The organism is Flavobacterium faecale (genome assembly GCF_003076455.1).
Taxonomy (GTDB): domain Bacteria; phylum Bacteroidota; class Bacteroidia; order Flavobacteriales; family Flavobacteriaceae; genus Flavobacterium; species Flavobacterium faecale.
In genome coordinates, this window is the sequence record NZ_CP020918.1 from 4,588,757 (window position 1) to 4,604,103 (window position 15,347).

Here is a 15,347-nt window from a genome sequence, read left to right on the forward strand (position 1 = left end):
TACCGATAAAACTTCAACCTTTTGAGCAAAGGTTGAAGTTTTTTGTTGCCTATGGTCTTAAGAACAATAAAATAATCAATAAACGTTACTTTTTTCGAAAATTTTGATTGTAAGGTATTTTTTAATTTAGGATATTTACCCTCTTATAAAATTACTGATAATGAAAAAAATCCTTTGTCTCTTTGCTATTGTCATTTCAAACTTGCTGCATGCTCAAACTCCTGTTAATTACAATGGAGTATTAGAGTTATTACTGAACAACAATCGAGCAGAAGCGCGTAAACAATTTGATAAACAATTTTCGAAAACCAAAAATACCAACATAGACTTGTTGTTATTGGATGCCTACATTGATGAAGAAATGGGTAAGTTGTTTTTTGATGAATCGTTTCTTAAAAGTATTGAAGCTTTGCCTAATGCAAGCTACTATATCACCCCATTAATCAATGATAGCCAAGTGCTAAACGACATAAAGGCAGAGTCACATAATGCACTTTCGTATAAAAAAATTGATTTTTTATCACAGTCAAATTCCTTTAAAAATCTACCTATCGTACAATACCGTAAAGGATATTATGAATGGAGACGCAAAATGTATGACCAATCAAAGGCGACCTACAAAAGTATTAATACCATAAAAGACTGGCAGTTCTGTGGTGTTTTTGAAAGTTTAAACGGCAGCGGTCTTGATGTAGAATATGAGCCTGAACATTACGCGAAAAATGATAAAACATTTGATGCCAATAGTAACGGTTTTGTGGGATGGTACGATCCCAAATACAAACAAGACAATCCGTATTATTTCTTTTCGAATGAAGGACAATATGGCAAAGGAATTATTTATGCACAAACCTTTATAGAATCGAAAGAAAAAAAGGAGTACCTACTTAGTTTTGGTTCAAGTCATGGTATAAAGATCTTTTTGAATGATAAAGAAATCTACCTAAACTCAGATATACTCAAAACGAATTTTGATGCTTATTCGATAAAAATTCCTTTAGAAAAAGGAGAAAATCGCTTGCTGTTAAAACTAGAGATTGGTTTTGACAACGACTATTTTAGTGCACAAATTAAAAATACAGATCAATCACCTACTACTGATTTGACATATACGACACAATACAAACCATACACCATCGCACAGGAGGAGTATGCTGAACGACCAGAAGTTGCACTTGATTATGAGGTTTACTTTAATCAATTGGTCAAAAGTCAACCTAACAATATCTTTTACAAACTACTGCAATTCAAGGCATATATGTCCAACAACAAGCGTGTACGAGCTTATGATGCGATTGAAGAGTTAGAAACAAAATACCCAAACAGTTCCTTTTTGTCTGGATTTTTAATTTCGTACTACAATGCCATGGACGATCGTGCCGAGAAGGTAAACGAGATTTTAAAAAATATCGAAAATAAAGATAGTGACCACTACCTTAATACAGTACAAAAATTGGTCGATCAAGAATGGTTGAAGAATACACCTTTGCAAGAATTAGAGAAATATAGAGACAAGACCAAAAAGTATAAGCAAGAATATCTTTCGATCATGTACGACTTTATCATTGCCTCTCGAAACGCTGATGTAAACGGAATGTTTGCTATGTTAGAAAAAATTGATGAAGCAGATTTCCAAAATGAAAATTTAAGAATGCTTACCGCTGGTTTATATTTAAAATTGAAAAACGACAAAGACAAGTATTTTTCAATTTTACAGGATATAGAAAAAACCAAAGAAATCTATGAACTCGATGATTTGCTGCTTAATTATTATAGTGATTTAAATAATAAGGAAGCGGAACAAGCTATTATTGACAAGAGAATGAAGCAATATCCGCATCTAAATTACATTCGAACTAAAAAAATCAAGAAGTTAATTCAAGAAAACAAGTACGACGAAGCTATGCAATTGGTTGATGAAAACTTAGCTAATTTTCCCTATTCGTTTACAGATATGGGCGAAAAAGGAAATATTTACAGTTTACAAAAGAAAAATAAGGATGCTGAAACGTTTTTCAAAAAATCGTTGGTACACAATTCAAACAACGAAAGTTTGAGAAAACAATTATACGATTTGACGCGTACTCCTGATGAAATAACTGAATATGGAGCCAAAGATCTATACAAATTGGCGAAGGAGAGAAAAAAACCATCGGTTACAAGTGATTATGGTGTATCTATTTTACTGGACGAATACATTGTAAACGTCTTGCCCGAAGGTGGACAAAAATCAAGAGTGACTTACTTATACGAAATCGTATCTGATAAAGGAATTGAAGAACTAAAAGAGTATTCGATAAACTACAGCAACTCAGTTTTAAAATCGGAAATTATAAAAGAAGACGGAAAAGTGGTGCCAGCCGAAAAAGGCGATGGTGTGCTTGTTTTTCCGAATTTGAAAGTAGGTGACATTATTTCTATACAATATGAAAACTTCAATAATGATACTGGCCGTTTTTACAAAGACTTTAATATTGCTAACAACTTCAATAGTTCGTACCCATCACAAGAGTCGGTGTTCATTTTGATCGCACCTAGCAATTTGAAGTACAGCACTGATCTTGCAAACGGAGAGCTCACTGCAACCACCAAAGTAGTTGGAGCCAAAACTATTAAAACTTGGAGAAAATCTAATGTTCCTGCTTTGGCCTTATTAGAAAGTTATGCTCCAAATTATAGCGACTTAACAAATAAACTGCAAATTGGAACTATCAAGTCTTGGTCTGAAATCTCCAATTGGTATGCCGATTTGGTAAAGAAAAGCTTGAAAGTGGATAAAATCACACAAGATACCTTTGCACAGATTTTCCCGAATGGGACAAAAGGACTTTCGCAGGATGAAATTGCTTTAAAAATCTACACTTTTATTGAAACTAACATCAATTATAGTTCGTTAGATTTTAGACAAAGCGGTCACATTCCTCAAAAACCATCTAAGACTATCACCACCAAATTGGGAGATTGCAAAGATGTTTCAACGCTTTTTGTTGCACTTGCCAATATGGCCAATTTACCAGCCAATTTGGTTTTGGTTCTGACCAATGACAATGCTTCTAGTACTTTGAACTTACCTTCAATCGACTTTAATCATTGCATCGTAAAAACACAAATTGATGGCAAAGAATATTTTATTGAGCTAACTGACAAATACCTACCGTTCAAGGCGCTTCCGGTTTCTTTGTACCATGCGAAAGCATTAGTAATATCTTTCGATAAAGAAATCAATGAAAAATCAAAGTTAATTTCGATTCCGTTTGACAATGCTTTGAAAAATATCAACAAGACAACAACCACCGTTGCCATTACTGAAAGCGGAAAAACATTTAAAAATAAACATTCTATTCAAGGAGCAAAAAAGAGTTATTACAACGAAATGTTCTCTGATGCTACAACAGACGATATTCGAAAAAAAGACTTTGAAAGTTACTACAACAATCAACTAGGTAAAGTGATCAGCTTGCAAGAGATTAAGAGCACTACAAAATCATTATTTGATAAAGAATTGATCTACGAAAGCACCTTTACCACTCCAGATGTGTTGAAAAAGGTTGGAAATATAAAAATAATTGACATTCCGTTTATCGACAAAGCCTATTCTAGAGACATCATTTCGACAGAGACTCGAAACTATGACATTTGTTATTATAATTATGAGATTTATAATGCTTATGATACCGAAATCATTCTAAATATACCTGAAGGTAAAACTTTTTCTGAAGTACCCGAAAACAAAAAACTGAGTTACAAGGGACATACTTTTGAGATGCAATTTGATTTATTGTTGAAAAATTCATTGAAGATAATTAGAAAAGTAACCACTCCTTGGGAAACAATTACTACTGCCGAGTATCCTGAATATAAAAAATATGTGGAACAAGTAATTGAACAAGAAGAACAAGTACTTGGTTTTAAATAAAGAGTGAAAAGTTTAGATTAAGAAAAAAGGTTCAGCTTGTAAAAACAAACTGAACCTTTTTTATTGTAATCAATCTAAGGATAACTTTACGCCATTACCGTCTCAACAAATTCTGTTCGCACAGCACCGTCTTCATCAATATGTGTAAGATTTACTAGTTGCAAGGTATTTGCCAATTCGGGATTCCAAGGTGTTTTTACTTTTACATAGTTTTCAGTAAAACCATGAATATATCCTTCTTTATTTTCGCATTCGAATAAAACAGTCCTTTTTGTTCCTAACTGACTTTCATAAAAAGCACGACGCTTTTTTACAGATAGCCCACGCAACATTTTGCTTCGCTTTGCACGTACATTGGCAGGAATAGCTCCTTCCATTGCTGCTGCTTCAGTATTATCTCTTTCAGAATAAGTAAATACGTGTAAATACGAAATATCCATTTCGTTCAAAAAATGATAGGTTTCTAAGAAATGCTCGTCAGTTTCTCCAGGGAAACCAACAATCACATCTACACCTATACACGCATGTGGCATCACTTCGCGTATTTTGTTTACACGTTCTGTGTATACTTCACGCTGATAACGACGTTTCATTGCTTTCAGGATATCATTACTCCCCGATTGCAACGGAATATGAAAATGCGGTACAAAAGTGCGACTTTTCGAAACAAATTCAATCGTCTCGTTCTTTAGCAAATTCGGTTCAATAGACGAAATTCGTAATCTTTCGATTCCTTCTACCTCATCCAAGGCTTGTACTAATTCTAAAAAAGTATGTTCGTGCTTTTTGTTACCAAACTCACCTTTTCCGTAGTCACCGATATTAACACCAGTGAGGACTATTTCTTTAATGTTTTGTTTCGAAATATCGTAAGCATTCTTTAATACATTCTCCAATTCATCCGAACGAGATATACCTCTCGCCAACGGAATTGTGCAGTAGGTACATTTGTAATCGCAACCATCTTGCACTTTCAAAAAAGCACGAGTACGATCACCAATAGAATAACTGCCCACATAAAAATCGGCCTCGGATATTTCGCAAGAATGTACTTCGCCCATATCGTTTTTACTCAAATCATTGATGTAATCCATGATTTTGAATTTTTCCGTCGCTCCAAGCACCAAATCAACACCATCTACAGCAGCCAATTCTTCTGGTTTTAACTGCGCATAGCAACCCACCGCCGCTACAAAAGCTTTGTCGTTGAGTTTCATGGCTTTCTTAACCACTTGTTTAAATTGTTTATCGGCGTTTTCAGTTACAGAGCAGGTATTAATTACATACATATCTGCAACGTCTTCAAAATCTACACGATCAAAACCTTCGTCTTGAAAATTACGTGCAATTGTTGATGTTTCTGAAAAGTTCAGTTTACATCCTAAAGTATAAAAGGCAACTTTTTTTCTATTTTCCATAAGTAAGCACTAACAATGAAATCGTTGTCAAAAATTAGCGTGTGCAAATTTACAAAAAAAGGAATTTAATTTGGATTTAATTTATTGTCTTTTTAGAAAGGCAATTAGGGCCATTTGAACCGATTTACTCACACCTATACGAAGCCAAACAAACTACTATTTAAACTAGCAAATTCATTTAGTAAATTACATTGTCTGTGTATTTTGCACTCATTTATTTTTAATATATTTACTACGCTTTAACTTATAAATCTGACAATTACAGATTAATCCAATTATGAACGCAGTGCGTTCACAATTCAAAACAAAAAATACGATATGTCTGAAATCGAAAATACTGTATTACTAAAAACCATTATCTCACTTATTGATAGTGCAAAAGAAAATGCCATTCGCTCGATAGATTTTCATCGAGTACAGCTTTATTGGAATATTGGGAAACATATATTCGAAGAACAACAACAAGGAAAAGATAGAGCAGATTATGGTCAATACGTAGTTAAATACTTAAGCACCAACCTTAAACCTATCTTCGGAAGTGGCTTCAGCATTCGACAATTAGAGACAATGCGGCAATTTTATAGAGTATTTCCAATTGCGAACGCAGTGCGTTCGCAATTGAACTGGTCACAGTATAGGATGTTAATTGCAGTAAACGATGAAGACAAAAGAACGTTCTATATCGCCGAAAGCATCAAAAATCATTGGACTGGTCGACAAATGGAGCGTCAAATTAATAGTTCCTTATATGAACGTCTTTTATTAAGCAATGACAAAGAAAGTGTATTGGCCGTTGCCAAAGGAGAAAAATACCCCAGCGATGCGAGAGAAATCATTAAAGATCCAATAACATTAGAATTTCTGGGTTTGAGAAGAGAGACTGCTTATTATGAGAAAGACTTAGAGGCAGCTATCATCACACATTTACACGATTTTTTACTAGAATTAGGAAACGGATTTTCATTTGTGGCAAGACAAAAACGAATTCGCTTAGAGGATGATGAATTCTTTGTAGATTTAGTGTTTTACAACAGACTATTGCAATGCTTTGTTATCATCGAAATAAAAACAAAAAAGATTACCCATCAAGATATTGGACAATTGCAAATGTATGTCAACTATTATGACCGAGTTGAAAAATTACCACATGAAAATAAAACAATCGGAATATTGTTGTGCGCAGACAAAAATGACACCTTGGTTAAATTTAGTTTACCAGAAGATGACAAAACTATCATAGCTAGTAAATATGAATTATATTTACCTAGTGCCGCTCAATTAATTGATGCTGTACAAGAAGAAATACAAAAAATAGGAGAATAAAATTAATTAAAACGTAAGAATAATATCCAAATAAGCAAACAAATAAAATGTAAATAAAAAGAAAACTTAGTTTCCCTTTCCATGTGAAAATATTTAATTCCGTTTACCAGCATTAAAATAAAACTTACTGGTCCAATAAGGAATATAGACAGAACATCTAAATTTGGTGTACAAGGTCCTGATTTAAACTTTCCAGAAATATTTACAAATAGAATACAAACAAATACGAATGCATAAAAAACTAAGGTTTTTAAAGTATTTCTTTTTTCTTCCTTCATAATATCTGAAATCTACCCCAAAATATACTTTTCGATAACCTCAGCAACACCGTGATTATTGTTTGATGCCACAATCACATTGGCTCTATCTCTTAATTCCGGCTCTACATTATCAACCCAAACACCTAACCCTGCATATTCTACCATCGTTAAATCATTTCCTGCATTCCCTACGGCTATGATTTCGCTTTGCAGAATATTTAATTTTTCTGCCAAAATTTTTATGCTGTATGCCTTATCAATTCCGGTTTGTGCAACCTCTAGAAAAAATGGTTTCGACATGCAAATACTGAAATGCGGCATAGTAGCTTTCAAATCTTTTTCGACCTCTTTTAAATACGAAGGTTCTTCGAGCAAAATACATTTTATAGCCGACTTGTATACCGCCTTTTTAAAATCAGGAACAACATTGTGTTTCAATCCCGTAATGTTCAGCTCTACATCGATATATTCAGAATTTGTTTCGCTCACAACCTCTCCATCCAAATAAGTAATTATATGCGTTTTACTTTTTTGACTGTAATCATATAGTGTATGTATTTGTTCCTGTGTCAGGCTTTGTTCAAATACAATTTCGTTTGTTTTCAAATCAGTAATTACTGCTCCGTTAAACGAAATCATATACGAATTCTCCATATTCAATTCCTTAGCATAGTCAAGCATTGCTGGCGTAGGACGCCCAGATGCAAGAATCACATATACACCCAATGCTTGCGCCTTGGTAATCATCTCTTTATTCTCTTTTGAAATAATATGGTCATCATTCAACAAGGTATCATCCATGTCCAAAACCAGCATTTTGTATTTCATATTTTATTCTAAAGGATTAATCTTCTTTTATTTTTATCACTTAGGTCAATCTGACAATTACTTTTACAAGTACGCTAGAAACATCTGTCAAGTCGAGCATTGTCAAGACAATTTTTCCAGAATAAAATCTAAAAAAGATCGCAACAACGCTCGATTTGAAACAGTATTAAATACTTAATCTAAATTCTTCTATTATCGGAAAAACTTTTCCGTATTCTGTTTCTTGAACAAACAGTTCAACTGCTTGACCGTAACTTCCAAAACCTGCCAAACGAGCCGACTGGATGTTGTCTTTCATTACTACATCAATATTTATCGCTTCGATTTTTTCTTTCAAAGCCAACGCCAAAACTTCACTTCCCGAAAACACTTTCATTAGTCCCATATCTCTATCTTTTAATCTAATTATTTAATTCAAAATCGTTTGTAATTCTTTCTGAAAAACTTCGTTCTCATTCATATCACCGTGGCCTTGGTTTTTTAGACCAAAATAATGTATGCCAGCACTCTTTAGCTTACTCAATTTAAGACCGTTGTCTACCGGAATTAATTCATCGTCCTCGCCATGAAAAATATAAATCGGCGCCTTAATCTTTGTAAAATACGAATAGCTCTCTAATTTAAATCTCTTTATAAAGTTAGGAAAATAAGGCGCAATTTTACTCGATAATTCAGTAAAACTATAATATGGAGACTGCAATAGTAATGCTTTGGGTTGGTTGTTTGATGCCAAAATGGTCGCCAAACCAGATCCTATAGAGTATCCAGCGATATAAATATCTTTTTCAGCATACCGTTTACACAATTTACTGTACACCAAAGCAACATCTTTATTAATTTGGGTTTCATCTACAATTTCGCCATCACTCTTACCAAATCCTCTGTAGTCCATGATAAAAATATCGTAACCCAAGTCAGTATAAATCTTAGAGATACTTCCCCATGTACCTAGCGTACCTGCGTTACCGTGCAAGTAAAAAACCAAACCTTTTGGATTTTCGGCTCTAAAAAGTAACCCATTCAAATTTACATTATCGAAAGACTTTGTATTGATTTCTTCAAATTTTTGAGGATAATCAAACTTATAATTTGCAGGCAACTTCTCCGTGTGAAAAATCATGCTCGTTTGATTGTAATACACATACACGAGCAAGAGCGCATATAGCACACCCACAAAAGGCACCACTGTACAAACCAAAAACTTAACTACTTTCACTACTTCCATCCTAGTACTCGCTCACTATCTTTTAACTATACAATTGCCATTACAAACAACATCTTAATACGAAAAGGTACAATTAATTACTTCTCCTCTACAATTTCGTCTTCCGTATCCTCTTCATCTTCGCCCTCTTGCTCTTCTTCTTCATCGTAGAATTCAAACTCAAACGGCTCAACCAACATTTTGTCAGCCAAAGCTTCTATACGCTCGGTCAAATCAGTTGCAAAAATGATTCTTTGTGTTTTGGCAATACTGCTTGAGATACGTGCAATTTTGGTTTCGTGACGTAATTTCAACATCGGGTCAGCGTCGTCAACAATAAACATTTTCAATCGGTTCACATTGTAACCAGCTGTGCTCAACATTTCGCTTAATTTATGTGGCGTTCCCACCAACACATCAATTCCGCCCGAAATGTAGTTTTTATCATAATCCGTATCCCCTTTATCGTGCGTACCATAAACAGTCAAATCGGTATGAGCGCCTAGTTTTTCAAACATTGCAAGCATTTCTACCACCTTTTCTTTGTCTTGAACCACGATCAAAGCTCTTGGAGATTGCTCCCCTTCTTTGACCAATTGCTGAATCACATTCAACACAATTGTTGTTGTTTTCCCAGAACCTGCTGGTGCCAAAATCAAACAATCTGCGCCACTTTTAATGGTCGAAAATGTTTCTTTTTGCATTTGGTTTGCTTCTGTCAACCCACAATCAATCAATGACTGCTGTAATCCCTCGTTTAATTTTTTTAATTTCATCTTTTTATTTAGGATTTTAGAATTAGGACTAAGGATTATATCGAAAAAGACTAGTTGTTTTCACATTCACCTCTTTCATTGTTCCACCTACCACTTTTATCTAAATCAATTCTTTACTCAATACTTATTCTCAATTCTATAAATGCCTGTTATTCATTTGGGCGTGACCCTCCATATTGCTTCGTCGAAACTCCTCGCAATGTCGGGTCGGGCTTTCCGTTCCCGCTTTTTTTTATCCCGTAAAAAAAACGGCATAAAAAAAGAGCTCCACTACAATCCCTCACGCAAAACATAAAAGGCACCAAAAATAGCACTTATTTATATTTCAAAACTTACTTTGAAGCAAAAAGCTTCACATCATCTTCAGATATTTCTGTTCCACCAAGTATAATCAAACGCTCGATTACGTTTCGCAATTCTCTAATATTTCCAGTCCAATCATAGGCCTGTAATAAGTTCACTGCTTTGACCGAAAATTTCTTAACTGCTGTTCCGTTTTCCGATGCTATTTTATTGGCAAAGTGCGTAATCAAAAGCGGAATATCTTCACGTCTGTCATTTAACGACGGTACTTTAATTAAAATCACCGCCAATCGGTGGTACAAATCCTCTCTAAAACGCCCTTCAGCAATTTCTGTTTTCAAATCTTTGTTAGTAGCCGCAACCACACGCACATCAACTTTGATATCCTTGTCTGCTCCTACTCTAGTGATGATATTCTCTTGCAGGGCACGCAACACTTTGGCCTGAGCCGAAAGACTCATATCACCTATTTCGTCCAAGAAAATAGTTCCTTTGTCTGCTGCTTCAAATTTACCTGCACGGTCTTTTACTGCCGATGTAAAGGCTCCTTTTACATGACCAAACAATTCACTTTCGATCAATTCTGACGGGATCGCAGCACAGTTCACTTCGATAAGCGGAAAACTAGCACGATCACTTTTTTCGTGTAACTGATGAGCAACTAGTTCTTTTCCTGTTCCGTTTGCACCTGTAACAAGCACACGTGCATCTGTAGGTGCCACTTTGTCAATCATAATTTTGATATGATCGATAGCCTCACTTTCGCCTATCATTTCGTAGTTTTTCGAAACTTTTTTCTTCAGAATTTTATTTTCAACTACCAATTGTTTTCTGTCCAATGCATTTCGAACGGTGTTTAACAAACGATTCAAATCTGGTGGTTTTGAAATGTAATCAAAAGCCCCCAAACGCATTGTATTGATTGCCGTTTCCATATCGCCATGACCTGAGATCATCACCATCGGAATTTCTGGCTTGATTTTTTTTACTGCTTCAAGCAACTCAACACCATCCATTTTTGGCATTTTTATATCGCAAAGCACTAAATCGTAATCGTTAATTTTAATTTTTTCGAAACCTATACTTCCGTCCTCGGCTTCTTCCACTTCATAAGTGTCATTTTCTTCAGAAAGTATTTTGGTTAATACTCTTCGAATAGCGGCTTCGTCTTCAATAATTAATATTTTCGGCATTTCTTATTTTTTTAAAGGCTGTTGGCTAGTAGCTTTTGGCTGTTGGCCTTTCTCCTGAATTTCTATTTTGTGTTTAAAAATGACTTTATAGGCATAAATCCCTTAAAATTCACACTTTAGTCCTTATCGTCCCGACGCGTCTGGAGCAGGTACTTTATTTACTGACAATAACCAAGCCATTCGATACTGAACATAATTTTTGGCTATTGGCTGTTGGTTGTTGGCTGTTAGCTTTTGGCTTAACGTTGTTTACTAATAACTTATAATTCCAAACTGATAACTTACAACTGTAAACTGATAACTGTAAACTGATAACTGAGAACTATAAACTGAGAACTGTTAACTGAGAACTGTTAACTGTATACTGAAAACTTCCTCACCCCGCATATTTCAACCAGCGGTACAATTCTTTCCACGATGGTTTTTTACCGTACATTAAGATTCCGACTCTATAAATCTTGGCTGCAAACCAAACTACTCCAAAGAAAGTTCCAAACAAAATCGATACCGAAACTACAATTTGCCATAGTGGTACGCCAAACGGTATGCGCATCAGCATCACAATAGGCGACGTAAGCGGAATCATAGAAAACACTACAGCAATCGTCCCTTGCGGATCGTGCACAACACTGAAAAAACCAATGTAAACACTCAGCATAAGCGGTATAATAATCGGTAATAAAAATTGTTGCGAATCGGTTTGATTGTCTACTGCTGCACCAATTGCTGCGTAAAACGAGCTGTACAAAAAGTAACCACCAATAAAATAGACTATGAATCCGAGTAGGATTGATGCTATTGGCAAGTTCCACAATTCTTTGATATACATTTGCACTGTAGTCATCATTTGACTTTGCTCTGCGGTCATCATTTCTGGGGTTAATCGTGCTGTTGGACCAACATTAACTCCAAAAAAGTAAGAAGCAAAAGTCATGATTGACAACCCAATTACAGCCCAAATCATAAACTGTAAAATTCCCGCTAACGAGGTTCCAATGATCTTTCCAATCATTAACTGAAATGGTTTTACAGAGGATATAATGATTTCGATAATACGATTTGTTTTTTCTTCAATAACCGATCGCATCACCATATTCCCGTACATAATGATAAACATCATGACCAAATAACCAAATGCACCACCAATAAAAATCTTGATTTCGTTCAATCCTTTTATCGTTTCTTCACCCGATGATTTAGCCAAACTAAGTACTACCGTGGACTGCGCTTTTTTGATGGCCAGCGTATCCAAATGTGCTTTCTCCAAGTTTAATTGGGTGATTTTTTTGCCTATAACGTTTTGCACTTTTTCGATAAGCGCAATACTCGGACTGGTATTGGCAATCAATTGTATTTTAGTCTCCAAGCTCGTTGCATCTGTTGTATTTGGAATCAGCAATAGACCTTCATAACTTTGATTGGCTATACTGTCTCTAAGATACTCCACTGGTATGGGCGTCAAATCGACATATTTATATTCTGCTTCTTCTTGGTTTTGAGCCACGAGTTCTTTGACAAAAACACCCGATGGATCATGAATGGCAATTTGCTTCGTATCTGATTTCATTGAGCTCAAGTAGCTAATAAAAACAGTGATTCCCACAAATAATAACGGACTCAAAAAGGTCATCACAATAAACGATTTATTGCGAACCTTGGATATAAATTCTCTTTTTATAATTAATGAAATGATGCTCATTATGATTTATAATTAAGGATTGAGGATTGAGGATTTTTTAGTTCCGTAATCTAAAATCGAAATTTGTATGATTACTAACTAACTGTTTGAATGAAAATATCATTGACAGACGGAATTTTTTCTACAAAATGGGTGACTTGCCCTTTTTGGACTAAGATATTCAGCAACTCGTTTGGTGTTGCATCCCCAATATGAATTTCGAGTTTTAATTCGTTATTCAACGTTTTAAAATTTGCCGGATTAACGCTGAACTTTTGGGTGATGGCAAACATCAAACCTTCAACGTCTGAACTTAATATCCCGACCTCGTAACTATTGGTTCGAAATTGACGTTTTACATCATTCAGTTTCCCTTCGATTAATTTGTTTGATTTGTGAATCAAAGCAATTTCGTCACACAACTCCTCTACACTTTCCATGCGATGCGTTGAGAATAAAATCGTAGTTCCTTTCTCTTTCAAAGCCAAAATTTCGTCTTTGATCACATTAGCATTCACCGGATCAAAACCTGAGAACGGTTCGTCTAGAATAAGCAATTTGGGCTGGTGCAAAACACAAACCACAAACTGAATTTTCTGGGCCATTCCTTTGGACAATTCTTGGATTTTTTTGTTCCACCAACCTTGAATTTCAAGACGATCAAACCAGTAATCCAATTGTTTTTTGGCTTCGGCCTTTGACAATCCCTTCATTTGCGCTAGGTACAAACACTGTTCTCCCACTTTCATACTTTGATACAAACCACGCTCTTCGGGCAAATAACCTATATGCTGAATGTGTTTGGACTGCAATTTCTCGCCGTCCAAAATTATTTCGCCACTATCTGGCAATGTTATTTGATTGATGATTCGAATTAAAGAAGTTTTACCAGCACCATTCGGACCTAAGAGTCCATAAATACTGCCTTTGGGGATGCTTAACGAAACAGCGTTCAAAGCAGTATAATCTCCATATTGCTTGACTACATTTTTGACTTCAAGTAAGTTACTCATGCTACGTTTTGAATTTGTGTAAAAGTAAAGAAATCAAAGTGAATTCCTTTCTTTTAGCATCAAAAAACCCATCCTCTTTACAGAAAAAAGGATGGGTTTTGTATTTATAAAAGACAAACACTTGTTTTACTAATTTTCACAAAACATTTCATGAAATCTTTTTCTCAGTAAAATCAATCATACGACAACTATAATTAGCTTTAATTCGTCCGATTGGTGTTTAATTTTTAGTTGTTATTTTGGTAAAAGTAATCCTCCAACTATTCCCCTAAGAGAACATATCTTTTACTTTTTCGAAAAACGATTTGTCTGATTTCTCAGGGTTCGGGATAAAATTATCGCTGTCCATATTTTTTTCAAAAAACTGTCTTTGTTCTTTATTCAACTCTTTTGGAGTCCAAACATTAACATGAACCAATAAATCTCCATTACCATAACCATTGATATTCGGAATACCTTTCCCTTTCAAACGCAAGATTTTACCCGACTGGATTCCGTCTTCTAGTTTGATACGTACTTTTCCGTTTACTGCTTCGATATCTTTCGAAACTCCCAAAATTGCTTCTGGAAAACTGATATATAAATCGTAATGCAAATTTTCACCTTCACGCTTCAAGAATTCATGTTCCAACTCTTCGATCGCAACAATCAAATCTCCTGGTACGCTGTTTCCTGGTGCATCGTTTCCTTTGCTAGAAACTTTCAATTGCATACCGTCTACAACACCCGCAGGTATTTTAATAGAAACTGTTTCATCTTCTTGAATCATTCCTTGTGCATCGGCTTCAGCTGGCTTTTTGTCCAATTGTTGACCCGCACCACCACAAGTAGGGCAAGTACTAGCTGACTGCATACGACCCAAAATTGTATTGGTCACACGCATCACCTGACCTTGACCGTTACAGGTAGAACACGTTTTATAGCTTACACCAGGCGCTTGCACCTTACGTTTCACTTTTACTTTTTTCTCCACACCATTGGCAATCTCCTCCAAAGTCAATTTGACTTTGATACGAAGATTAGATCCTTTGACTCTTTGTGGGCCACGAGAACCGCCACCACCAAAGCCGCCAAATCCACCGCCACCAAAGATATCACCAAACTGGCTGAAGATGTCGTCCATATTCATACCACCATGACCACCACCGCCGCCAAAACCACCAGAACCATCAAAGGCTTGGTGCCCGTATTGGTCGTACTTTTGCTTTTTGGCAGGATCACTCAATACTTCGTAAGCTTCTGCTGCTTCTTTAAACTTCTCTTCTGCCGTTTTGTCTCCTGGGTTTTTGTCAGGATGAAACTCAATGGCTTTTTTTCGGTAGCCTTTCTTAATCGCTGCAGCATCTGCACCTTTAGCTATACCTAATATTTCGTAAAAATCTTTTTTCATTGTATTCTTTTTTGTTGATAATTAAAGCCGTGTACTAGTGCACAC

The 15,347-nt window shown here is 35.4% G+C and carries 11 protein-coding genes; 2 read left to right on the top strand and 9 right to left on the bottom strand.

The annotated features are described in order from the left end of the window. Nucleotides 1-160: 160 nt before the first annotated feature. The gene (locus tag FFWV33_RS19125; RefSeq protein WP_108742381.1) at nt 161-3,916 is read left to right on the top strand and encodes a DUF3857 domain-containing protein; all 3,756 of its coding nucleotides are present in this window, start codon (nt 161-163) and stop codon (nt 3,914-3,916) included. Between the two features lie 86 nt (nt 3,917-4,002). On the opposite strand, the gene mtaB is transcribed toward FFWV33_RS19125, so the two are convergent. Then, the gene (gene mtaB, locus FFWV33_RS19130) at nt 4,003-5,334 is read right to left on the bottom strand and encodes a tRNA (N(6)-L-threonylcarbamoyladenosine(37)-C(2))-methylthiotransferase MtaB (protein ID WP_108742382.1); all 1,332 of its coding nucleotides are present in this window, start codon (nt 5,332-5,334) and stop codon (nt 4,003-4,005) included. A gap of 318 nt (nt 5,335-5,652) precedes the next feature. Between mtaB and FFWV33_RS19135 the strand changes: the two genes are divergently transcribed. Beyond that, on the top strand, nt 5,653-6,657 hold the full coding sequence (locus FFWV33_RS19135) for a PDDEXK nuclease domain-containing protein (RefSeq protein ID WP_108742383.1): 1,005 nt from the start codon (nt 5,653-5,655) through the stop codon (nt 6,655-6,657). A gap of 290 nt (nt 6,658-6,947) precedes the next feature. Here the strand turns inward: FFWV33_RS19135 and FFWV33_RS19145 are convergent, their stop codons facing one another. The 8 genes from FFWV33_RS19145 to dnaJ all read right to left on the bottom strand — a co-directional run bounded on the left by FFWV33_RS19145 (nt 6,948) and on the right by dnaJ (nt 15,302). Next, the gene (locus FFWV33_RS19145; RefSeq protein ID WP_108742385.1) at nt 6,948-7,745 is read right to left on the bottom strand and encodes a Cof-type HAD-IIB family hydrolase; all 798 of its coding nucleotides are present in this window, start codon (nt 7,743-7,745) and stop codon (nt 6,948-6,950) included. Nucleotides 7,746-7,911: 166 nt separating this feature from the next. Continuing rightward, on the bottom strand, nt 7,912-8,130 hold the full coding sequence (locus FFWV33_RS19155) for a DUF2007 domain-containing protein (protein WP_108742387.1): 219 nt from the start codon (nt 8,128-8,130) through the stop codon (nt 7,912-7,914). Nucleotides 8,131-8,154: 24 nt separating this feature from the next. After that, nucleotides 8,155-8,970: an alpha/beta hydrolase gene (locus FFWV33_RS19160; RefSeq protein WP_108742388.1), complete on the bottom strand. Its 816-nt coding sequence runs from the start codon at nt 8,968-8,970 to the stop codon at nt 8,155-8,157. Nucleotides 8,971-9,047: 77 nt separating this feature from the next. Then, nucleotides 9,048-9,725, bottom strand: a complete 678-nt coding sequence (locus tag FFWV33_RS19165) for a DEAD/DEAH box helicase (RefSeq protein WP_108742389.1) — start codon at nt 9,723-9,725, stop codon at nt 9,048-9,050. Between the two features lie 332 nt (nt 9,726-10,057). Beyond that, nucleotides 10,058-11,221 carry a sigma-54-dependent transcriptional regulator gene (locus FFWV33_RS19170; protein WP_108742390.1) on the bottom strand — a complete coding sequence of 388 codons (1,164 nt, stop codon included), beginning with the start codon at nt 11,219-11,221 and terminating at the stop codon, nt 10,058-10,060. A 376-nt stretch (nt 11,222-11,597) separates the two neighbouring features. Further along, entirely contained in the window at nt 11,598-12,920 is a 1,323-nt protein-coding gene (locus FFWV33_RS19175) for an ABC transporter permease (protein WP_108742391.1), read from the bottom strand. A 74-nt stretch (nt 12,921-12,994) separates the two neighbouring features. Continuing rightward, nucleotides 12,995-13,912 carry an ABC transporter ATP-binding protein gene (locus FFWV33_RS19180; RefSeq protein WP_108742392.1) on the bottom strand — a complete coding sequence of 306 codons (918 nt, stop codon included), beginning with the start codon at nt 13,910-13,912 and terminating at the stop codon, nt 12,995-12,997. Nucleotides 13,913-14,180: 268 nt separating this feature from the next. After that, nucleotides 14,181-15,302, bottom strand: coding sequence for a molecular chaperone DnaJ (gene dnaJ / locus FFWV33_RS19185; RefSeq protein WP_108742393.1), 1,122 nt, complete (start codon nt 15,300-15,302; stop codon nt 14,181-14,183). Between the last annotated feature and the right edge of the window lie 45 nt (nt 15,303-15,347).

Coding starts and splice junctions, on each gene's coding strand:
- FFWV33_RS19125 (WP_108742381.1), top strand. CDS start 161: ATGAAAAAAATCCTTTGTCTCTTTGCTATTGTCATTTCAAACTTGCTG.
- mtaB (WP_108742382.1), bottom strand. CDS start 5,334: ATGGAAAATAGAAAAAAAGTTGCCTTTTATACTTTAGGATGTAAACTG.
- FFWV33_RS19135 (WP_108742383.1), top strand. CDS start 5,653: ATGTCTGAAATCGAAAATACTGTATTACTAAAAACCATTATCTCACTT.
- FFWV33_RS19145 (WP_108742385.1), bottom strand. CDS start 7,745: ATGAAATACAAAATGCTGGTTTTGGACATGGATGATACCTTGTTGAAT.
- FFWV33_RS19155 (WP_108742387.1), bottom strand. CDS start 8,130: ATGGGACTAATGAAAGTGTTTTCGGGAAGTGAAGTTTTGGCGTTGGCT.
- FFWV33_RS19160 (WP_108742388.1), bottom strand. CDS start 8,970: ATGGAAGTAGTGAAAGTAGTTAAGTTTTTGGTTTGTACAGTGGTGCCT.
- FFWV33_RS19165 (WP_108742389.1), bottom strand. CDS start 9,725: ATGAAATTAAAAAAATTAAACGAGGGATTACAGCAGTCATTGATTGAT.
- FFWV33_RS19170 (WP_108742390.1), bottom strand. CDS start 11,221: ATGCCGAAAATATTAATTATTGAAGACGAAGCCGCTATTCGAAGAGTA.
- FFWV33_RS19175 (WP_108742391.1), bottom strand. CDS start 12,920: ATGAGCATCATTTCATTAATTATAAAAAGAGAATTTATATCCAAGGTT.
- FFWV33_RS19180 (WP_108742392.1), bottom strand. CDS start 13,912: ATGAGTAACTTACTTGAAGTCAAAAATGTAGTCAAGCAATATGGAGAT.
- dnaJ (WP_108742393.1), bottom strand. CDS start 15,302: ATGAAAAAAGATTTTTACGAAATATTAGGTATAGCTAAAGGTGCAGAT.